This is a genomic window from Halobacillus sp. HZG1 (assembly GCF_035818575.1).
Lineage (GTDB): Bacteria > Bacillota > Bacilli > Bacillales > Halobacillaceae > Halobacillus > Halobacillus litoralis.
This window is the reverse complement of record NZ_JAYLVQ010000026.1, coordinates 23769-45420: the sequence shown is the minus strand read 5'-3', so window position 1 is coordinate 45420 and position 21652 is coordinate 23769. Positions and strand designations below refer to the sequence as shown.

23 protein-coding genes and 1 other annotated feature are annotated in these 21652 nt (G+C 42.4%); of the genes, 21 read left to right on the top strand and 2 right to left on the bottom strand.

All coding sequences use genetic code 11. The features are described from left to right. Nucleotides 1-494 precede the first annotated feature (494 nt). The 19 genes from hflK to VKA52_RS03785 all read left to right on the top strand — a co-directional run bounded on the left by hflK (nt 495) and on the right by VKA52_RS03785 (nt 19105). Nucleotides 495-1451: an FtsH protease activity modulator HflK gene (hflK, locus tag VKA52_RS03875; protein ID WP_160915594.1), complete on the top strand. Its 957-nt coding sequence runs from the start codon at nt 495-497 to the stop codon at nt 1449-1451. Next, on the top strand, nt 1448-2374 hold the full coding sequence (gene hflC / locus VKA52_RS03870) for a protease modulator HflC (RefSeq protein WP_326314255.1): 927 nt from the start codon (nt 1448-1450) through the stop codon (nt 2372-2374). The genes hflK and hflC overlap by 4 nt, the downstream gene beginning before the upstream one ends. Nucleotides 2375-2564: 190 nt before the next feature. Then, nucleotides 2565-5204, top strand: a complete 2640-nt coding sequence (gene polA / locus VKA52_RS03865) for a DNA polymerase I (RefSeq protein ID WP_326314254.1) — start codon at nt 2565-2567, stop codon at nt 5202-5204. 15 nt (nt 5205-5219) lie between these two features. After that, nucleotides 5220-6059 (top strand): DNA-formamidopyrimidine glycosylase, encoded by an 840-nt coding sequence (gene mutM, locus VKA52_RS03860; protein ID WP_326314253.1) that lies wholly within the window; start codon nt 5220-5222, stop codon nt 6057-6059. Between the two features lie 47 nt (nt 6060-6106). Continuing rightward, nucleotides 6107-6709: a sporulation membrane protein YtaF gene (ytaF, locus tag VKA52_RS03855; protein WP_326314252.1), complete on the top strand. Its 603-nt coding sequence runs from the start codon at nt 6107-6109 to the stop codon at nt 6707-6709. Between the two features lie 12 nt (nt 6710-6721). Then, complete coding sequence (gene coaE, locus VKA52_RS03850; RefSeq protein ID WP_326314251.1) at nt 6722-7321, top strand: dephospho-CoA kinase; 600 nt, start codon at nt 6722-6724, stop codon at nt 7319-7321. Nucleotides 7322-7454: 133 nt separating this feature from the next. Next, the gene (locus VKA52_RS03845) at nt 7455-8489 is read left to right on the top strand and encodes a glyceraldehyde-3-phosphate dehydrogenase (RefSeq protein WP_160915583.1); all 1035 of its coding nucleotides are present in this window, start codon (nt 7455-7457) and stop codon (nt 8487-8489) included. Nucleotides 8490-8734: 245 nt separating this feature from the next. Then, nucleotides 8735-9112: an adenosylmethionine decarboxylase gene (gene speD, locus VKA52_RS03840; RefSeq protein ID WP_115824217.1), complete on the top strand. Its 378-nt coding sequence runs from the start codon at nt 8735-8737 to the stop codon at nt 9110-9112. A 246-nt stretch (nt 9113-9358) separates the two neighbouring features. Further along, nucleotides 9359-9733 (top strand): cytosolic protein, encoded by a 375-nt coding sequence (locus VKA52_RS03835; protein ID WP_160915581.1) that lies wholly within the window; start codon nt 9359-9361, stop codon nt 9731-9733. Nucleotides 9734-9771: 38 nt separating this feature from the next. Continuing rightward, complete coding sequence (gene nrdR / locus VKA52_RS03830) at nt 9772-10236, top strand: transcriptional regulator NrdR (RefSeq protein ID WP_160915579.1); 465 nt, start codon at nt 9772-9774, stop codon at nt 10234-10236. Nucleotides 10237-10369: 133 nt separating this feature from the next. Then, entirely contained in the window at nt 10370-11728 is a 1359-nt protein-coding gene (locus VKA52_RS03825) for a replication initiation and membrane attachment family protein (RefSeq protein WP_160915577.1), read from the top strand. A 16-nt stretch (nt 11729-11744) separates the two neighbouring features. Next, a complete protein-coding gene (gene dnaI, locus VKA52_RS03820; protein WP_206947566.1) occupies nt 11745-12677 on the top strand; it encodes a primosomal protein DnaI in 933 nt (310 codons plus the stop codon). Between the two features lie 178 nt (nt 12678-12855). After that, nucleotides 12856-13674 (top strand): sporulation protein YtxC, encoded by an 819-nt coding sequence (gene ytxC / locus VKA52_RS03815; protein ID WP_160915573.1) that lies wholly within the window; start codon nt 12856-12858, stop codon nt 13672-13674. Nucleotides 13675-14002: 328 nt separating this feature from the next. Continuing rightward, entirely contained in the window at nt 14003-15949 is a 1947-nt protein-coding gene (gene thrS, locus VKA52_RS03810; RefSeq protein ID WP_326314250.1) for a threonine--tRNA ligase, read from the top strand. A gap of 796 nt (nt 15950-16745) precedes the next feature. Beyond that, nucleotides 16746-16869, top strand: a sequence feature (ribosomal protein L20 leader region). 82 nt (nt 16870-16951) lie between these two features. Continuing rightward, entirely contained in the window at nt 16952-17455 is a 504-nt protein-coding gene (gene infC, locus VKA52_RS03805) for a translation initiation factor IF-3 (RefSeq protein ID WP_160915569.1), read from the top strand. A gap of 32 nt (nt 17456-17487) precedes the next feature. Further along, entirely contained in the window at nt 17488-17685 is a 198-nt protein-coding gene (gene rpmI, locus VKA52_RS03800; RefSeq protein WP_035509568.1) for a 50S ribosomal protein L35, read from the top strand. A 30-nt stretch (nt 17686-17715) separates the two neighbouring features. Next, the gene (gene rplT / locus VKA52_RS03795) at nt 17716-18072 is read left to right on the top strand and encodes a 50S ribosomal protein L20 (RefSeq protein WP_089650567.1); all 357 of its coding nucleotides are present in this window, start codon (nt 17716-17718) and stop codon (nt 18070-18072) included. 140 nt (nt 18073-18212) lie between these two features. Beyond that, nucleotides 18213-18494, top strand: a complete 282-nt coding sequence (locus VKA52_RS03790; RefSeq protein ID WP_160915567.1) for a DUF1294 domain-containing protein — start codon at nt 18213-18215, stop codon at nt 18492-18494. Between the two features lie 38 nt (nt 18495-18532). Beyond that, complete coding sequence (locus VKA52_RS03785; RefSeq protein ID WP_160915565.1) at nt 18533-19105, top strand: TVP38/TMEM64 family protein; 573 nt, start codon at nt 18533-18535, stop codon at nt 19103-19105. A 9-nt stretch (nt 19106-19114) separates the two neighbouring features. Here VKA52_RS03785 and VKA52_RS03780 read toward each other — a convergent pair whose 3' ends face one another. Continuing rightward, a complete protein-coding gene (locus VKA52_RS03780; RefSeq protein ID WP_160915563.1) occupies nt 19115-19540 on the bottom strand; it encodes a sigma-w pathway protein ysdB in 426 nt (141 codons plus the stop codon). A 159-nt stretch (nt 19541-19699) separates the two neighbouring features. On the opposite strand from VKA52_RS03780, the gene VKA52_RS03775 reads away from it, so the two are divergent. After that, nucleotides 19700-20182, top strand: a complete 483-nt coding sequence (locus tag VKA52_RS03775; protein WP_326314247.1) for a dUTP diphosphatase — start codon at nt 19700-19702, stop codon at nt 20180-20182. An 84-nt stretch (nt 20183-20266) separates the two neighbouring features. Further along, complete coding sequence (locus VKA52_RS03770; protein WP_326314246.1) at nt 20267-21352, top strand: M42 family metallopeptidase; 1086 nt, start codon at nt 20267-20269, stop codon at nt 21350-21352. Nucleotides 21353-21397: 45 nt separating this feature from the next. Here the strand turns inward: VKA52_RS03770 and sspI are convergent, their stop codons facing one another. Next, nucleotides 21398-21613 carry a small acid-soluble spore protein SspI gene (gene sspI / locus VKA52_RS03765; protein ID WP_035509556.1) on the bottom strand — a complete coding sequence of 72 codons (216 nt, stop codon included), beginning with the start codon at nt 21611-21613 and terminating at the stop codon, nt 21398-21400. Nucleotides 21614-21652: the final 39 nt, after the last annotated feature.

The window sequence follows — 21652 nt, the reverse complement described above, 5'->3', positions numbered from 1 at the left end:
CTCGAAACCACTACTGGAAAAATCAGCTTGTGTGGTTATGAGAAGTGAATGATGTAAACTCTATCCCATTGACGTTTAGCAAACGCAAATGCTTGATACAACACACTATACGCCTGCCTAGGGGGGAAGAATTGGAACCTTATTTATGAATAAAGGTGTTCGAATTATCCACTTCCCTCAACCATTCAAACTGACCCTTTCAGAAGTGGTTTCGAGACACTTATAAGGTCAAGGGGCGGAGGGAAACGGTGAGACTCCTATGGGACGTGTGGGACAGGTGAGACCCCGGAAGGCGGAGCCTGAGGAGGCTTACCGCCCGCCCCATGGAAAGCGAATCGTTTCCCGGAGCCCCTAGAACCACACAATTGTCTCGAAACTGAGTCTTCCACTAAAGGGAGCTTTAGGTGAAGAATGAAGCGTAGTTTACTTTTTTGAAACCTTTTTGTTACATAATCGTAATTATATTATCCAGAAAAGGTAAAGGGGAAGTCGATATGAGTCTTAAACAAATTTATAAATGGACGGGCCTGGTGGTAGTGGCTGTGTTGTTGATTATTGCGCTTATCACGACATGGTACACCGTGGATGAATCAGAGCAGGCTGTGGTCCTTACGTTCGGAAAGGCTGAAGATGGCATAACAGAACCGGGGTTGCACTTCAAAATGCCGTGGCCGATTCAAGAAGTAGAAAAAATGTCGAAAGAAACCTTCAGTTTGGATTTTGGTTTCGATGACAGCGGAGAAGAAACGGATAAGGTAACGATGATTACAGGGGATGATATGATTTTACAGGCCGATCTCGTGGTTCAGTGGAAAATCACGGACCCAGCAGCCTACTTGTTTGCCTCTGAGAATCCAGAACAAGTGTTGTTCAATGCCACATCTTCTTCACTTAGAGGTGTTATAGGAAGTAGTGAGATTGATGAGGCTCTAACTTCCGGTAAAGCAGAAATCGAAAATGAGGTACGGGAAGGTCTGGTCAGTCTGGTTGAAGGCTATGAAATTGGTGTTTCTATTATAGATGTGCGCCTTCAGGAGGTCGATCTTCCTAATAAGGATGTGCGATCTGCGTTTACAAAGGTGACAGATGCCAGAGAACAAAAGCAAAGTAAAGTGAATGAAGCTGAAAAATATGCTAACCAGAAACGCGAGGAAGCCCTCGGGGAAAAGGATGCGATCATACAACGATCAGAAGGTGCGAAAGTAGAGAGAATCCAACAGGCTACCGGAGCTGTTGCGAGTTTCAATGCATTGCTTGAAGAATACCAGGGCAACGAAGCGATTACACGTGAGCGTCTGGTCATGGAGACACTTGAGGAAGTGCTTCCAGAGGCTAATGTGTACATTATGAATGATGATGGAAACACGATGAAATACCTGCCTTTAAACCAAGGAACGGTTCAAAATGTAGTACCTGGTTCGACGGAGGACGAGGAGAGTGAGGAATCATGAATGAAGAAATATTCAATGAAAATGAAAAACAAAAGAAAGACCTTAAAAAGTATGTAAAAGCCGGGATCACATTACTTGTCATTATCGGAATTCTTCTTGTAGGTATAAATTCAATCGTCATTGCTAAAGAAGGCGAGTATAAGGTGGTTCGTCAATTTGGAGATGTTGTTAAAATTCACGAAAAACCCGGACTTAAATTCAAAATTCCATTAGTACAAGAAGTTACCACACTCTCTAAAAAGAAAATGGTCTACGATGTAGATGAAAAAGAGATCACCACATTAGATAAAAAGCGGATGATTATCGATAATTATGCGATATGGAGCATCACTGACCCAGAAAACATGATAGCTAACGCCCGTACTGAAATGAATGCAGAAGCGCGAATGGGAGAGTTTATTTTCTCTATTGTGCGTTCGGAGTTAGGAAAGATGAATTTCTCTGAGATCATTAATGAAGAAGAGAGCTCCAGAGGAGTATTGAATGAAGAAATCACGGCCAAAGTTAACGAATATCTGCAAAGAGATAATTACGGTATCGTTGTAGATGACGTGCGGATTAAGCGTTCTGATCTGCCGGAAGCGAATGAAGAAGCAGTCTTTAATCAAATGATTACCGACCGCGAAAAAATTGCTCAACAGTACTTGTCAGAAGGGGAAGCGGATAAGAGTAGAATTCGGGCGGAAGTGGATCGAGAAGTGCAGGAAATGCTGTCCACAGCTCGAGCAAATGCTGAAAAAATCCGGGCAGAAGGTGAACAGGAAGCTGCCCAGATTTATAACAATGCGTTTGCTCAAGATCCAGAATTCTATCAACTTTATCGCACCTTAGAATCCTATAAAAAGACAATCGATGGGGAGACAACTATTATCCTCCCGCAGGATTCCCCTTATGCTGAATTGCTTTTAGGGTATTTTGAATAACAGAAAAGGCGCGCCTTTTTCCTCTCTACTGTAAACATGGTAGAATGGTGAAAAAGGCGTTTTTTATCGAGCATTGGAACTCTAGATTCCATTGAAGAAGCATACATTGATTCATTAAATGAACGAAGACTAAGTGGAAGAAACAGATGAAGATCTCCTTTGAGCATCTTCTAAAATGAGGAGTGAGCCAATGGCAGAGAAAGTTGTATTAATTGATGGAAACAGTATTGCATACCGGGCATTTTTTGCACTGCCCCTGTTGAATAATGATAAAGGGGTTTACACGAACGCCGTTTATGGTTTTACCACCATGTTGTTAAAAATTCTTGAAGAGGATCAACCGGATCATCTGCTTGTTGCATTTGATGCTGGTAAAACCACATTCCGCCATAAAACATACAAGGATTATAAGGGTGGTCGGCAGAAAACTCCTTCTGAACTATCCGAACAGTTTCCCGTCCTCAAGGAGCTTCTGGATGCGTTTGAAGTCAATTATTATCAGCTTAAGAATTATGAAGCGGACGATATCATCGGTACCCTTGCTACGCAAGCGGGAGATAAGGGCTTGGAAGTGAAAGTGATTTCCGGAGACAAGGACCTTCTCCAACTAGTGAATGAGCAGATCACTGTGAGCCTCACAAAGAAAGGGATTACCAATGTTGATACATACACCCCCTCTTTCCTTATGGAAAAGATGGAAGTCCGTCCCGATCAGATCATTGATTTGAAAGCGCTCATGGGAGATAGTTCCGATAATATCCCTGGTGTACCTGGTGTCGGGGAGAAAACAGCGGTAAAACTCTTGAAACAATTTGATACGCTTGAAAACCTCTATGAGCATTTAAATGATGTGAGCGGTAAGAAATTGAAAGAAAAGCTGGAGACGAATAAAGAAGAAGCATTCATGAGTCAACAGCTTGTTACTATCGAGCGCGCAGCTCCGATTGAAATAAGCATTTCTGATATCGGCTATGCCGGTTACCAATCCCAAAAAGTGAGTGAGTTTTTTAAAGATCTCGGCTTCCAATCGTTGCTCTCCCGTGTTCAGGAAGGCGGTGCATCATCTGAGGAAGCTCAAGAACTCCCTGAAATTGATATAGAAGTTGTGGAGGATATTCAATCAGACCTTTTCACTGGAAGAGAGTCGGTCGTTGTTGAAATGCTTTATGATAATTACCATACGGCTCCGGTCGAAGGGATTGCTATTGTAAACGATCAAAGGAAGTTCGTGCTCTCTATGGAGGATGCTAAAAAATCGGACGCTTTCCAAGCATGGGCGGAGAGTGCAGAAAATGAAAAATGGGTGTTCGATGCCAAAAGGACGTGTGTCGCTCTTTTACGTCATGGCATTGAAATGAAAGGAATCACGTTTGATCTATTACTGGCTTCTTATTTAATCAACCCCGCTGAAAATAATCATGATATTCCTGCGATTGGCCACCGATTGGGTGAAACAGCCGTCAAATATGATGAAGAAGTGTATGGAAAAGGCGCAAAAATGAAACGCCCAGATGATGATGATGTGTTCTATGAGCACATCGGCAGAAAAGCAGATCTTCTTTATCACTTGAAAGATGATATGGAAATGAAATTGAAAGAAAACGAACAATATCATTTGTTCAGGGAACTCGAAATGCCTTTAGCGCTTATTCTTGGGCGGATGGAGCACCGCGGAGTTAGTGTGGACGTCCAGAGGTTAAAGAATATGGGAGAAGAACTGGAAGAACGGTTGAATAAGGTCGAGCAGGAAATCTACGACCTTGCAGGAGAAAGTTTTAACTTGAATTCTCCTAAGCAGCTAGGTCCGATATTATTTGAAAAACTAGAGCTTCCGGTGATCAAAAAGACCAAGACGGGTTATTCCACTTCTGCAGACGTTTTAGAGCAGTTGGAGGATCAACATGAGATCATTCCTAAAATTCTTCTTAACCGGCAGCTCAGGAAGCTGAAGTCGACTTATATTGAAGGCCTTCTTAAAGTGGTTCATGAAGAAACAGGGAAGATTCATACACGCTTTAATCAAGCCCTGACACAAACCGGTCGGTTAAGTTCCACAGATCCTAACTTGCAAAATATCCCGATTCGTCTTGAAGAAGGACGTAAAATAAGGCAGGCTTTTATCCCCTCCCAAAAAGAGTGGGTCATGTTTGCCAGTGACTATTCTCAAATTGAACTTCGTGTCCTTGCACATATTGCTCAGGATGAAAAGCTTATGCAGGCATTTAAAGAAGGGGAAGATATCCATACTCAGACTGCAAGTGAAGTTTTTGGTGTATCAAGCAGCGAAGTAACGAGTGAAATGAGAAGACAGGCGAAGGCAGTAAACTTCGGGATCGTTTACGGAATCAGTGATTATGGCCTGTCCCAGAGCCTTGGCATTACGAGAAAAGAAGCACAAGCTTTCATTGATAAATATTTTGAAAGCTATCCTGGAGTCAAGTCTTATATGGACGACACTGTTAGGGAAGCCAAAGAGACAGGGTATGTCTCAACCTTCATGAACCGCAGACGATATCTCCCTGATATCACGAGCCGGAATTTTAATAAGCGAAGCTTTGCCGAGCGAACGGCGATGAATACACCAATTCAAGGAAGCGCCGCAGATATTATCAAAAAAGCGATGATCGACCTCGAAGAAAGACTGGAGGAAGAGAAAATGCAGGCCAAGGTTTTGCTGCAAGTGCATGATGAATTGATCATCGAAGCACCAAAAGAAGAAGTGGAGCAATTAGAAGAAATTGTATCATCTGTCATGGAAAGTACCGTGGATTTAGATGTCCCATTAAAGGTCGATTCTTCCTATGGGGACACATGGTATGATGCAAAGTAAGAGGAGAATGCAACGATGCCAGAGTTACCGGAAGTAGAAACAGTCAGAAAAACATTGAAACACCTCGCCCTAGGAAAAGAGATTGAAAAGGTCTCCATTTTTTGGGGGAACATCATTAAACAACCTCAAGACCCTAAAGAGTTTGAACAGCTACTGGTGGGTCAGACCATTCAGGACATTGATCGGAAAGGGAAGTTTCTGATCTTTCATATGGATGACATTGCCCTTGTTTCACACTTGCGAATGGAAGGGAAATTCGGTGTGTATGAGGGGACGCTCGAAAGGCCGAAGCACACACATGTGATTTTTCATTTTACGGATGGAACAGAACTGCGCTATAACGATGTACGTAAATTCGGTACCATGCATGCTTTTCCTAAAGGCATGGAGCTTGAAAATAAACCGCTTATTCAATTAGGACCTGATCCATTCAATGAAGCATTCACCACGGATTATTTCTATGAGAGACTTAAAAAGACGACTAGAAATATGAAAGCGGTCCTGCTTGACCAATCGATTGTAGCAGGCTTAGGAAATATCTATGTAGACGAAGCCCTCTACAGGGCAGGAATTCACCCTGAAAGAATTGCAAATACACTGACGAACGCGGAAGTTGAAAAGGTTCGAGAAGCCAGTATTTCTGTCATCCTCGAAGCGATTGAACAGGGAGGAACGACGATTCGCTCTTACTTGAACAGTCAGGGAGAGATTGGAATGTTTCAACAGAAGCTTCGTGTGTACGGGAAGCAGGATACGGAATGTATTCAATGTGGTACTCCGATTACAAAGTTGAAAGTGAGCGGCAGGGGAACTCATATTTGTCCTCATTGTCAGCCTTTACACACTACTAGGTAAACCCCCATATACTATCCCACAGCTTAAGTTATGAAGGTGTGGGATAGATGGGAATTGGCATGTTTATTTTTTTGTTCGTTACGGCAGTCAGCATCGATAGTTTTGGAATCGGCTGCGTTTTAGGTTTGAAAAAGGTCGGCCTTACTTTAAGGGGCGTTTTTCTAATTTCGGGTGTCTCTGGAATTGTATTTCTGTTGTCTTCCTATTTTGGACATTTACTGGCAGCAGTAGTGGCTGCAGAAGACGCCGAACGTGTAGGAGCACTTGCGTTAATCGCCATTGGTATCTATTTTTTATGGCAGTTTTTTAGGAAAGAGAAAGATCGTGAAGAAAAGAAAGAACCATGGCTTAATCCAGCGAAAGTATTGAACGATCCTTTAGCTGCAGATGTTGACCACTCTGGTGGCATCCGCGGAAAAGAAGTATGGCTGCTTGGAGCGGCACTATCTCTTGATACTATAGGAGCCGGAATCAGTGGAGCCCTTATTGGAATTCCTGTTTTATTTACAGCAGTTATGATAACCGTAGCCACTTTTTGCATGCTCGGGTGTGGGATTTTAAGCGGATCAAAGCTGAGTGATAAAGCAGAAAGTTTATCCATTCTACCTGGAGTGTTACTTATTATCATTGGACTGATCAAGTTGTCATAAGGAGGTGTCGGGATGACTGTAGTCATCGGATTAACAGGAAGTATTGCAAGTGGAAAAAGTACCGTAGCGAAGATGTTTAAGGATATGGATATTCCTGTTATTGATGCAGATCAAATTTCAAGGGATGTCGTCGAACCTGGAGAACCTGCCTATCAGGAAATTGTATCCACTTTTGGAGAACAGGTGCTTTCAGAAGAGGGCGGCCTGGATCGGAAAAAGCTCGGTAAGATCATTTTTGCCGACGAGACAAAGCGTAAGCAATTGAACGGCATTGTCCACCCTAAAGTAAGGGAGGAGATGATCAGACGGCGCGAACAGTATAAAAATCAACAATATCGAGCGGTCGTCCTTGATATTCCGTTACTGTTTGAAAGCAACTTAACCGATTATGTAGAAAAGATTCTCGTCGTGTACGTGGATGAAGAGACACAGCGAGAGCGTTTGATGGAAAGAGACCAGGCAGGGAGGGAAGATGCTGAAGAGCGGATCCGTGCGCAGATCCCTGTGAAAAAGAAAGCAGAAATGGCGGATGCGGTCATTGATAATACCGGCACAGTTGAAGGAAGTTTACAACAATTAAAAGACATACTTCACGGTTGGGACATCGTATAATATAACACGTCTAAGCAGGCGTGTTATTTTTTGTAGAAAGTTTTCGTTCTTTATGTAAAAGCGCTTGCAATATGTTATACTAATCTAGGAATTACAGAGTAAAAGTATATCATATATAGGGGGCTGGAACAGCATGGGGAAAACAAAGATTGCTATTAATGGTTTGGGAAGAATTGGTCGCATGGTTTTTAGAAAGGCTGTGGCGGATGAATCTATGGAATTGGTTGCCGTTAATGCAAGTTATCCAGCTGAAACAATTGCTCACATGATTAAATACGATAGTGTGCATGGTCGTTTTCAAGGAGAGGTCAATGTCGTTGACGGAGACTTAGTCGTCAATCGAAAAAAAGTGAAGCTGTGTTCAACAAGGAACCCATTGGAACTGCCATGGGATGAACTGGATATTGATATTGTTATTGAGGCAACAGGTAAGTTTAAAACGAAAGAAGAAGCAGGTCTTCACTTGGATTCTGGAGCAAAAAAAGTCATCATTACAGCACCAGGAAAACAAGTGGATGCAACGATTGTAATGGGTGTGAATGAAGAGACTTATATGCCGGGCAGTCACGATGTCATCTCAAATGCTTCCTGCACAACCAACTGTCTTGCCCCTGTAGTAAAAGTGTTGGAGGATGAATTTGGCATTGAAAATGGTTTGATGACAACGGTGCATGCATTCACTAATGACCAGAAGAATTTAGATAATCCACATAAAGATTTACGGAGGGCCCGAGGATGTACGCAGTCGATCATCCCAACATCCACAGGCGCAGCAAAAGCATTAGGAGAAGTAATCCCTTCCCTTCAAGGAAAGTTAAATGGTATGGCTTTGCGTGTACCGACTCCAAATGTATCTCTTGTTGATCTAGTCGTCGATTTAAAAAGGGAAGTTACAGCAGACGAAGTGAATGAAACCTTTGAAAGAATGGCTAAGGGAGAAATGAAAGGCATCTTGGAATACAGTGAAGAGCCACTGGTTTCCGTTGATTATACGACTTCTTCATCTTCGGCAATTATCGATGGGTTATCCACACAAGTCATCGATGACCGTAAAGTTAAAGTACTAGCCTGGTATGATAATGAGTGGGGATATTCCTGCCGCGTGGTGGATCTTGCTAAGTTTGTGGGCAATATGATGAAACAAGAAAAGGAAGCCCGAGTTTCATAATTAACCCGAATCCTTTTGAATCTAAGTCCCCCTGGAAGCAGCAAGAAGAGTTGTACAATATCCAGTAAAATATTTCTTGCAAATTAAGGGTAAACCATATATACTTTCTCTTGAACTTCTGAATTTCATATAAATTCATGTCTACTCAAAGGGTTAGGACCTCTCAGGACTAACTTTCCCCCGTGGTAGTTCATGGCTGTTATTTCAGAGGTATTGAAGTGAATGTACAAAGGGGGATCCTTGATATGGATACAATGGGAAGACACGTAATTGCTGAACTATGGAATTGTAATGAAGAAAAATTGAACGATATGTCGTATATAGAACAAGTTTTTGTAGATGCAGCCCTTAAAGCTGGAGCAGAAGTGCGTGAGGTTGCTTTTCACAAATTCGCGCCTCATGGAGTTAGCGGAGTGGTTATCATTTCCGAATCACACTTGACGATTCATAGCTTTCCAGAGCATGGGTATGCAAGTATTGATGTTTATACTTGCGGAGATCGTATTGATCCTAATGTCGCTGCTCAGTACATCGTCGATGCACTGGAAGCAGGTAAAAATGAAACAGTAGAAGTACCAAGAGGAATGGGGCCTGTAGAAGTACAGCAGTCTCGCGCGCTATAATAGAAAAGGAAGCCACGCAGGATCAACATGCGTGGCTTCCTTTTCTATTTATAGAGCGATATAAATGAGGATGGTGGTTGGAAAATCCTTTTTTAAAAGGGCTCTCAGAAAGAGTGCATCTAGTACCATCATGAGCCCTCTTGAATTTATCAAAGAACCTTAGGTTTCAATAATCGTTTCTTATTTTCATAAGTCATGTTAAAATAAAGGGAGATTATGTCGAATGGAATTGAAGGGGTTAGGTAAGTGAAAGCATTTATTTCCAGGTATTTCAGCAACCATTCCGAAACGAGTGAAGAGCATAAGGATTCTGCGCTTGTCACACACTATTATAAAGCTAAGCATGATGATCTTTTCCGTGCTGTTGAAGGATTGTTTTCAGCGCCTTCAGAAATTGTAGCAAGTTCTAAAGAACGTGGCGAATTGACCGTCAAATATAAAGGGAATAGACGCGCGTTTATAGTGGCGACGGTCATCATGGTCCGCCCTTTTCGAACAGCCGTTGACTTTTCTGTCACTACGGACTCAGGAGGTCCCGTTGATTTTGGACACAGCCGGAATCTAATCGTTCAGCTTTATAAAAAATTGGACAGTCAGTTCACAGCGGTGGATCCTTCCTGAGTACTGCCGAAAAGATGATGATGTGGAGTTGATCATACGTGAAGTGCCCGAATTGCCACTATAAAAGTACAAAAGTCCTTGATTCCAGGCCCATCGAAGAAGGACAGGCGATCAGACGACGCAGAGAGTGTGAACAATGCCAATTCAGGTTCACAACTTTTGAACGGATTGAAGAAGTTCCTCTGATTGTCGTGAAAAAAGAAGGCACAAGAGAAGAGTTCAGTCGTGAAAAACTGATGCGTGGACTGATTCGAGCTTGTGAAAAGAGACCTGTGGCCGCAGAGGAACTGGAACGAGTGACTATGGATATCGAAAAGGAATTAAGGAACCGTGGCGTTTCTGAAGTCATGAGTGAGGATATCGGTGAAATGGTGATGGAGCGTCTGTCTGGCATTGATGAAGTTGCTTATGTTCGTTTTGCTTCCGTATATCGACAGTTCAAGGACATCAATGTTTTCATCGACGAATTAAAAGAATTAATTAAACATGAAGACAATGAATGAGCCTGTTCCGGCTCATTTTCTTTTTCTAGGACCCTACATTTTGAAGGCCTTTTGGTTTCAGTTTTGAAATGAATGGTCTTTTTCTGATTGAAATAGAATGAATAAGCTTTAATGATTGAAGGAGGTGGAGGCGGTGAGTTACTCTATTGGCAAACTTCTCCCAGTGGACGGTTTTAAAATCATACGAAATGGAGAGCTGCCTCGAAGTTTTCATCGTTCCTTGTCACATTTATACCAGCCGATTGTTGGGAGGTTGGCGGTTTCTCTTTATCATGTTCTTATATCGGAATCGGATATGATTGAAGGGGAACAGGTACAGTCTCACCATACATTGATGTCTTACCTTTCTGCTCCCTTGGATAAAATATATGAGGCGAGGGGGAAATTGGAGGCCATCGGATTACTACGGACGTTCCGTTCGATTGATGAAGATCAGCAAGCTGTATACCTTTACTCTGTGCACCCTCCTTTTTCTCCGGAAGAGTTCTTCCTTGATGATATGCTTTCCTTGCTTCTTCATCATGAGTTGGGAAAGGAAAAGTATGAGCGCTTAAAAAGCCGGTTATTGAATACTGGGCAAACACTTGAGGGATTTACTGAAGTAACTGCGACTTTTGATGAAGTATTCCATAATAAAATGATCGAAACGGTCCAAAGAGAAACGGAAACCATTTCAAAGCAGCAAAAGCATCAGCAGGAAACCAGAGGGCCGGTAGCATCGATGGACCGAGTGGACTTTCATTGGTTGAACCATGCATTGAAGAAGCGAATGTATCCATCGGAACAAATATTAACGGGGCGAAACAAGAAGTTGATTGTCCAATTGGCCACGTTATATGACCTTTCCAACACAGAGCTTGAAAAAGCCGTCACCTGGGCCATTGATGAAAATCATTATTTAGTAGAAGAAGAGTTGAAGGCAGCTTGTCATGATTTTATGAAAGAGCAAAAAAATGACAAACAAACAGATTCGGCTCTAGATCGCAGAGAGAAAATGAAAGTAGAAAACACAACAACTCAGGGGTCAAAAGAGGATCAATTCATACAGATGCTTGAAGAAATATCCCCAAGGGAATTACTTGAAGACGTCTCCAATGGTAATCGTGCGTCTGAACAAGACCTGAAAATGATTCGTGACGTGATGACAGAACAAGGAATTGAGCCAGGGGTCATGAATGTACTCGTTCATTATGTCTTGTTAAAAACCGATATGAAATTGTCAAAGGCTTACCTTGAGAAAATTGCCAGTCACTGGGCGAGAAAAAATGTAACGACTGTAAGACAAGCGATGAACCTTGCCAAAGCTGAACATCAGAAATACCAGCAATGGGGAAAGCAGAAGTCTCAGAAGCGTAAAAACCAAAAAGAAGAAGTGATCCCAGCCTGGTTCAAACAAGAAGAAGGAAAGCCGCATGAGAAGAAAGAAGCCGTACAAGTCAATACGGATGACATAGCAGCAAGGATTAAGAAATTGACGAGCAAAGGCAATTAAAAGGGGGGATAGACCAATGGAACCTATTCAACAATCATTAAAAAAGTGGATGCGTAACAATGAACAGTTTCAAAAGCGAATGAACCACATGAAGGCGGAAGTTATGGAATCCACGGAAGTGAAGAAATTGATGCAGGAGCATGAGGAATTAACAGAGGAAGCGATTGAGAAACAGTTGATTAAACTCTATGAATACCGCACTCAATCAAAAAACTGTGAGAAATGTCCGACACGTGAAGAGTGTATCAACATCCTTCCTGGTTATGTCCCACGAGTAGAAGTAGAAGGTTCTGATGTGAAGTTGATTTATGATAAATGTCGCCGTCAACGGAAACATGAACAGCAGGAGGAGCAGAAGTCCCTAGTAAGAAGTCTCCACATGCCGCGGGAAATTCTTGAGGCATCTCTAGAACGGATGGATCTTCAAGATCCTGATCGCGGAGCTGCTGTAGAACGAACCGTGCAATATATTGAAGGTCTGGGTGACGAACTGCCAAGTAAAGGGCTTTACTTTCATGGACCTTTTGGTGTGGGGAAAACTTATTTCCTTGGGGCTATCGCCAACGAACTGAGCTCAAAAAATATCCCTTCCATGGTTATTTACATGCCGGAATTTGTGAGGGAGATTAAAGCTTCAATTAAGGATGACTCCATGAATGAAAAGATTGAAGCTTTTAAAGAAATTCCTGTACTGATGCTTGATGATATTGGGGCGGAATCTCAATCCGCGTGGTTTAGAGATGAAGTCCTCGGCAGTATTCTTCACTATCGTATGATGGAAAGACTTCCGGTTTTCTTTACCTCTAATTACAACTTGAACGAGTTAGAGAAAGTGTTGATGACGAGTAACCGGGGAGATGTAGAACAAGTAAAAGCAAAAAGAATTACAGAGCGGATCCGTCAACTGAGTGAAGGGGTCCACGTCAATGGACGGAACAGACGAGGATAACGATTACAAAACGGAAGACAATAGCATGATTCCCTCTCCTCTCACATAAATATAACAGGGAATAGCCAACTTTATGTCATAGGTGCGCCATCTTTCAATGGCGGATCCTCAGGGAGCTGTCCTGGGGTCTTCCATAGAACATAGAAGTTGAATGAAGTCGGGACGAGGGGGAATTTTGGTGTTTTGCATTCACTTTTCTAATCGTGCGGAAGCGATCCTATTCTATAACGCGATTGTTTCAGAACAAAAACTTTGGATTTTCAAGGAACATACCGATGGCTTTGATGTGAAGTTGATGAATGCTTCATTGAGTGGAACAGCTTATGTGGAGGCGATCCGTGCCTTTTTGCAATTAATCCGCAAAAGGAAATTGCTTGGGTGGATGGAAGGCGTATTGAAACACCGGTACTATTACGAGGATGAACAAGAAATTCAGCGGATGCTTGAAATTGGACAAGACTTCGAAGATAAGCCACCCGCAGGACTTCAACTTCCACCGATCTACCACTATTTACGCGCTTTCATCCAGGATTATCTGGTTGCCAGAAGTCTTGTGGAGTTTGACGAACTCAGTGCTGCCTGCCTGCAGTCCGTTCATGAATCGCTTATTGAATACACAGGAAAGATCATTGATGAATATAAGCAGGAAGAGTCCTATCAATTGATGGTGGATTCCTGGCGTCACCGTGTCCATCATAAAGACACAGGCGTGCAGTTGCTTCATCTGCTTGATGATGGTCGATTAACCTACTACCATGATGAAGGGAACCCCATCAGTGAATCAGAAACCAAATTGTACATGAAGCAATACCCGGATGAATGTATTGCTCACCTTCCGATTGAATGGCCGGTCACAGCTGCGCTTGCTCATGCACCTGATGAGTTGATCATCTATTCAGATGAAACGGGCCATTCAAACTTAGAGTTATTGATGAATATTTTTGAAGAAAAAGCTTCTTGGAGGCCCAAATCACAATTTCCTTTCAAAATGGGTTGATTTCCTTTTCCTAAATGGATATAATAACGTACATATCTAAACAACGGCTTGGAAAAGGACACGAACATAAAGTGACGCAAGACCAGAGAGAGGGGCCATCGGCTGGAAGCTCCTTGTTGACGGCTTTATTGTTTACCACCTTGGAGCTCTGTCTGTGAACAAACGATTAGTAATAGACAGCGTCTGATCCGCGTTAAGGAGAACGAAGCCGCATGGTCTTACTTTGCGGGAATTTGGGTGGAACCACGAGTGATAACGCTCGTCCCTTAGCTTATATGCTGAGGGACGGGCGTTTTTTATATTTATTTTAGATAAAGGAGTGTTAAACATGTCGAATGCGATTCAAATCAAATTTCCAGACGGTAACATAAAGGAGTTTGAAAGAGGTACGACAGGTGAAGAAATCGCACAATCGATTTCCCCTGGCTTAAAGAAACAAGCCTTGGCCATCAAATTGGATGGCGAACCTTATGATTTGAGAAGGCCGATTGAACAAGACGGAGCTGTTGAAATCTTGACATATAAAAATCCTGAAGGTTTGGAAGTGGTGCGCCACTCTTCCGCTCACTTGATGGCTCAGGCGGTCAAACGACTTTATGGCAATGTGAAACTTGGTGTTGGCCCTGTCATTGAAAACGGATTTTATTATGATATCGACATGGAAGAATCCCTTACTCCAGAGGACCTTCCTAAGATTGAAAAAGAAATGCAGCGCATTGTCGATGAGAATTTAGAGATCGAACGCATCGAGCTTTCTCGTGAAGAAGCGATTGAAAAGTACAAGGAGATCGGTGACGATTTAAAACTTGAGCTCATCGAAGCCATCCCTGAAGGGGAGCAAGTGACTATTTATCAGCAGGGAGAATTTTTTGATCTTTGCCGTGGGGTTCATGTTCCGCAGACAAGTAAAATCAAAGTTTTCAAGCTTTTGAGCATTTCTGGTGCCTACTGGCGTGGAGACAGCGATAATCAGATGTTGCAGCGTATTTATGGTACAGCTTTTGAAAAGAAAGCCCATCTCGATGAGTACCTGCAAATGCTTGAAGAAGCAAAAGAAAGAGATCATCGTAAGTTAGGAAAAGAACTCGACATTTTCACAGTCAACCAAAAGGTTGGTCAAGGATTGCCGATGTGGCTTCCAAAAGGAGCGACCATCCGTCGTACAATCGAACGGTATATTGTAGATACAGAGGAACGTCTTGGATATGACCACGTGTACACACCTGTTCTTGGAAGTGTAGATTTATATAAAACAAGTGGACACTGGGATCACTACCAGGATGATATGTTCCCAACAATGGAAATGGACAACGAAGACCTCGTCCTTCGTCCAATGAATTGCCCGCACCATATGATGATCTACAAAAATCAATTGCACAGTTACCGTAACCTTCCTGTGCGTATCGCCGAGCTCGGTATGATGCACCGTTACGAAATGTCCGGCGCACTAGCAGGATTGCAGCGTGTACGCGCGATGACATTGAATGACGCCCACATTTTCGCTCGTCCGGATCAATTGAAAGATGAATTCAAGCGAGTGGTTCGTCTGGTGCAGGAAGTGTATCATGACTTTGGTATCAATGATTACTACTTCCGTCTTTCCTACAGAGACCCTGAAGACAAAGAGAAGTATGTCGACAATGACGCGATGTGGGATAAGGCACAGGCGATGTTGAAAGAAACAATGGAAGATATGAAGCTTGAATATGTAGAAGCAGAAGGGGAAGCGGCCTTCTACGGTCCAAAACTCGATGTTCAAGTGAAGACAGCTCTTGGCAAGGATGAAACATTGTCTACTGTTCAGCTTGACTTCCACTTACCAGAACGCTTCGATCTGACATACGTTGGAGAAGATGGAGAAGATCACCGTCCAGTTGTTATCCATCGAGGAGTCGTGTCTACAATGGAACGCTTTGTTGCCTTCCTTATTGAAGAGTATAAAGGTGTATTCCCGACTTGGCTTGCTCCTGTCCAGGCAAAAATCATCCCTGTCTCCGCAGACGTGCACCTGGATTATGCGAAGAAACTTGAAGATGAGTTACGTGAAGCTGGTGTTCGTGTCGAAGTGGATGAGCGTAATGAGAAGATCGGCTATAAGATCCGTGAAGCTCAAATGCAAAAAATTCCGTTCCAGCTTGTGGTTGGTGACAAAGAAATCGAAGATCATGCGGTCAACGTCCGTCGTTACGGAGAACAAGATTCCGCAACAAAACCACTGGACACATTCAAACAGGAAATTCGCAACGAAATCGATCAAAAGCTTCTACGCAAGTAAAAGAAGAAAACCCGAAAGTCTTTCACAAGACTTTCGGGTTTTTATTTCGCTAAATGGCAGGATTGTTGAAGACTCAGTTTCGAGACTTTTATTGAGTGGATGGGGGCTGCGGGGAATAGCTCGCTTTCCGCGGGAGCGCGGTGAGCCTCCTCGGACTGCGTCCTGTGGGGTCTCACCATGCACTTTTTTCCCGCAGGAGTCTCGCCATTCCCCTCCGCCCCTTAACCAAGGATGGTTCTCGAAACCACTACTTAAAAAACCAGCTTGTATGGTTAAGAGAAGTGAATGATATAATCTCTACCCCATTGACGTTTAGCATACGTAAATGCTTGATACTACGCACTATATGCCCGTCTAGGGGAGAAGAATTGGGAACTTACTAATGAATACAGGTGTTCTAATCATCCGCTTCATTCAACCATTCAAGCTCACCCTTTTAAAAGTGGTTTCGAGACACTTATAAGGTAAAGGGGCGGAGGGAAACGGTGAGACTCCTATGGGACGTGTGGGACAGGTGAGACCCCGGAAGGCGTAGCCTGAGGAGGCTCACCGCCCGCCCCATGGAAAGCGAATCTTTTCCCGGAGCCCCTAGAATCACACAACATCTCGAAACTGAGCCTTCAAGAAAAGGGAGCTTTAGTGGAAGAAGGTGGATTGTGGGGAGTGGCTAAAAAAGCCTTGATTTTTGTGGGTGCATGGCTTATCCTAGTTTAAGTAGTCATGTCGGCGGAGTTTAGTTGTTGACATGCATCATAAGGCATGCTATTATAATTTAGGTAACTGAATGAACGGATCTAGAGACAAGTAGGAGCACCCGCTTCTCACCTGATCGACGCACAGCGCAGTTGGCAGGTCACTTATTCCTTTGATTACTAGGAGTCGTGTGGGTGCAGTATGTGTACCGACACTTTTTTTATTTGCATCAGGAAATCTTGTCGATGACAGATCTCATATAAGTTTTCTAAAATTTGTTGGAGGTGGCTCGATATTAGCAAGGATAACATGAACGTTAATGAAAAAATCCGTGCCCGTGAAGTTCGTCTGATCGACGTGAATGGTGAGCAACTTGGAGTTAAATCACGTAACGAAGCTCTTGATATTGCAGCGAATGCAAATCTTGACCTCGTTATGGTGGCACCAAATGCGAAGCCTCCGGTTTGCCGAGTGATGGACTACGGTAAATATCGTTTCGAGCAGCAGAAGAAAGAAAAAGAAGCTCGTAAGAAACAAACGGTCATCAAAGTCAAGGAAGTTCGTCTCAGCCCTGGGATTGAAGACCATGACTTCAACACGAAGTTACGTAATGCGCGTAAGTTCCTGGAGAAAGGTGACAAAGTGAAAGCATCTGTCCGTTTCCGCGGTCGTGCAATCACTCACAAAGAACTTGGACAAAAAGTACTTGAACGCATGGCGGATGAGTGCAAAGATATTGCCCAAGTAGAGACCAAGCCTAAAATGGAAGGTCGTAGTATGTTCTTAATGCTTGCTCCTCTTAACGAGAAGTAAGTCACTGTATCAAGTAAAAGGAGGAAATTCACATGCCAAAAATGAAAACCCATAAAGGTTCTCAAAAACGCTTCAAAAAGACTGGAACAGGTAAAGTGAAACGTTCCCACGCATTCACAAGCCACTTGTTCGCGAACAAATCTACAAAACAAAAGCGTAAGTTGCGTAAAGATGCACTAGTTTCTGCTGGAGACTACCGCCGCATCAAGCACATGCTTCCAAAAGACTAATAAAGAACGACATAAATAGGAGGGATTACCATGCCACGAGTAAAAGGTGGAACAGTGACACGCCAACGTCGTAACCGTGTCCTTAAACTAGCAAAAGGTTATTATGGTTCAAAACATGCACTATTCAAAACTGCAAAACAACAAGTAATGAAATCAGGTCAGTATGCTTACCGTGACCGTCGCCAGAAAAAACGCGACTTCCGTAAGCTATGGATCGCTCGTATCAACGCTGCAGCGCGTTTGAACGACATTTCTTACAGCCGTCTAATGCACGGTTTGAAGCTTGCAGGTGTTGAAGTTAACCGTAAGATGCTAGCTGATCTTGCTGTCAACGATGAGCAAGGTTTCGCAAGCCTAGCAGAGCAAGCTAAATCTGCTCTTAAGTAATAAAATGACAAAGATAAAGAGCCATTTCCGATCGGTAGGAAATGGCTCTTTTTTATACTCGTAAACTTAGGAATTTATATAGTAGTTATACATTCCTTGGGATTTTTTTCTGTTAATGGTTTGGAGGAGGGAGAGATTTTATGGATGTTGTTATCCTTGTGGGTATATATGGAATTGTCATCAATCTGGTCCTTTTCATTATGATGGGCGTGGATAAACGTCGTTCTAAAAAAGGATCTTGGCGTATTGAAGAAAAGAAATTATGGGGAATAGCTTTAGCAGGAGGAGTCCTTGGGGGATGGTTTGGAATGAGTGTATTCAGGCATAAGACAAAACACACCTCATTCAAATTTGGTTTCCCAATCTTAAGCCTCTTTTATATCGCTGGAGCAGCCTACCTGGTGTATCAGTTCTATCTCTAACTCTCCTGTCATATTATGTAGACAGGGAGGGGGATGAGATGGGCGAAACAACAAGTACCATTTTTGCATGGTTAGAACATCAAGAAGCCTGGGCACCGCTCTTATTCATTGCTATTCATTTGTTACGACCTTTTTTGTTTTTACCCGTTATGCTTGTTTGTATCACGGGTGGGGTTTTATTTGGTCCTATTGCTGGGAGTGCATATTCGGTGGTGGGAACAATGCTCTCGAGTTTATTATTCTATCGCACCATCAGGCTCGTACCTTCCGGCTTGAAAAAATTGGGGTCGTTAAAAGAAAAATGGTTAAAGAGAAATTCTCATTTGACGGTGAAGCAGGTCGCGGTCTTAAGACTTGTACCCTTTATTCATTTTCATTTACTTTCCTATTGCTTATTGGAAATCAGTGCAGATTTTAAAGAATATGCGAAGTCATCATTATTTGCGAATTTACCTTTGGCCGTGGTTTATACGTCTGTCGGACAATGGATTTCCTTGTTTTCCATTCCCATGATGATTCTCTTTTCTGGAGCTTTAATTGGTGTGTCCTTCTTGATACGGAAAAAATACGAAGTTTTTCTATGGAAGGATTTTTTCCAGACGACTTCATAAAGGAAAGCCTCACTCGAAAGAGTGGGGCTTCTTTTCATCGTAATTCTTTAAGGGATGAATGATTAAGCGGTTCATCGGGTATTTCCACTCGATGGAAGCATAAGGATAGCGAATCAATATTTCTTTTTCCATAAAGTAAAGGTCTTCTCTGTCCAGTCCTTGTAACTTTTCTGGATTGTGCACACTCACACTAATGTTAATAACTTCAAACGAATCCTCTGTGGTCCCTAAGTATTTCTCCCCTTCAAAAACATGTCCTTTTAAAGTCATCAAAAAGTTTTCTTTTGTATTTTCCTTGTTATCATGAAAATAAAATTCTTTCTTGTCTCTGGCAAGTTCTAATTTTCTTCTGGGATTGACAATGAATTTATAGGCGGTATAAATAATGAAGGCTATGGCAATCAGTAAAAGCAATCGGAATAATAAGATGATCATTTCTTTCATCTCCCTGTAAACTGTTCTTTTGCTTCCATACGTATGAACGTATCCTTTTGTTTCAAAAAATGATACATTAAATGAGAAATTTTTTAAAGAGAGCATATATAAAATCATCACGTTGAGATGACTAAACAAAAGATGAAGGAGATATTCGTTATGGATTGGAAGAGCTTGTATGACATGCAGCGGAAATTAGATCATTATATAGAAGAACAGCACGAAATTGAAAAAGGACAGATGGTTGATGAAAAAATATTAGCTATGCTTGTTGAGTTAGGAGAGCTTGCTAATGAAACGCGATGCTTTAAATTTTGGAGTACAAAAGGACCTAGTGAGAAAGCTATCATTCTGGAAGAATATGTCGATGGTGTCCACTTCCTTCTTTCTTTAGGTTTGGATTTAGGTTATCGTTATACATCCACTTCCCTTAAGGAATCCGGTTCACAAACAGCAGCTTTTCTTGCTGTCTATTCGTCGATACAACATATGAAAAAAGAAAAGGATGAACAATCCTATGTAAAAGCTTTTTATGATTATTTAGTACTAGGACTGACTCTCGGGATTACGGAGAAAGAATTGATTGAAGCGTACGAAAGGAAAAATGCCATCAACTTCGAGCGTCAAAATGAAGGATACTGATGCAGCAGGAAACTGAATTTTTTGTGAAATCGCTTCAAAAGGTTTATAATATCCATTGGATAGGAAAAGGAGGAATTGTTACATATGGCTAAAAAAGATGAAACATTACAAATGTTGAAAGATCTGACGGACGCTAAAGGCGTTCCTGGTAACGAGCGAGAAGCTCGTGATGTGATGAAGCAATATATCGCTCCATACGCAGATGAAGTGTTTACAGATAATCTGGGAAGCTTGATCGCGAAAAAGGTAGGAAATAAAAAAGGACCAAGTGTTATGGTAGCTGGTCACCTGGATGAGGTAGGCTTCATGGTTACCCGTATTGATGACAATGGATATATTTATTTCCAAACTGTCGGCGGCTGGTGGAGCCAGGTGATGCTTGCTCAGCGTGTGACCATCATGACTCGTCAAGGAGATTTGACAGGTGTGATTGGATCTAAACCACCTCATATCCTGCCTCCGGAGCAACGTAAAAAAGCAGTAGACATTAAGGATATGTTTATTGATATCGGTGCTTCAAGTAGAGAAGAAGCGATGGAATTCGGTGTGAAACCGGGAGACTCTGTCGTACCATATTTCGAATTTACCCAAATGAAAAATGAGAAGATGCTTCTAGCAAAAGCCTGGGACAACCGTATTGGATGTGCGATCGCTATTGAAGTATTGAAACAGTTGAAAGGTGAAAAACACCCGAATATCGTTTATGGTGTTGGAACCGTCCAGGAAGAAGTAGGCCTTCGAGGTGCTCGTACGTCTGCCAATGTAATCAACCCGGATATCGCTTTTGGTGTTGACGTTGGAATCGCTGGCGATACACCTGGGGTATCTGATAAAGATGCTTCAAGCAAAATGGGTGAAGGTCCACAAATCATTCTCTATGACGCTTCTATGATTTCACATAAAGGTCTTCGTGATTTCGTTACAGACACGGCGGATGCCCATGCGATTCCGTACCAATTCGATTCTCTTGCAGGAGGCGGAACGGATTCAGGGGCGATTCACTTAAGTCATGATGGAGTTCCTGCGCTATCCATTACGATTGCAACACGCTACATCCACTCTCATGCAGCGATGCTTCATCGTGATGACTTTGAAAATGCGGTACGTTTGATTGTTGAAGTTATTAAAGGTCTTGATGCAGATAAAGTTCAGGAAATAACATTTAATTAAGTTCAATGACTTAAAAAGCCAACCTTATTCAGGTTGGCTTTTTTATTACTGATTTTGCTTCAATCCCTGTTCTAAAGTATCCAGGATTTCTTGTCTTTCTTGTTCATCAGATTCTTTCCATAACATTTCAAAAAAGACACCAAGGCCAGGAAGCATTTTTTCTTCTCCTTTTTGCAAGGCATCATCGATGGTCGCTTCCAATTGTTCGGCATTATGTCCGCTGACGTTAGAAAGAATGGCTGCTCTTAAATTCAAGTTCATTCTTCATTCAACCTCCTTTTGTACAGAACTTCGAGAATA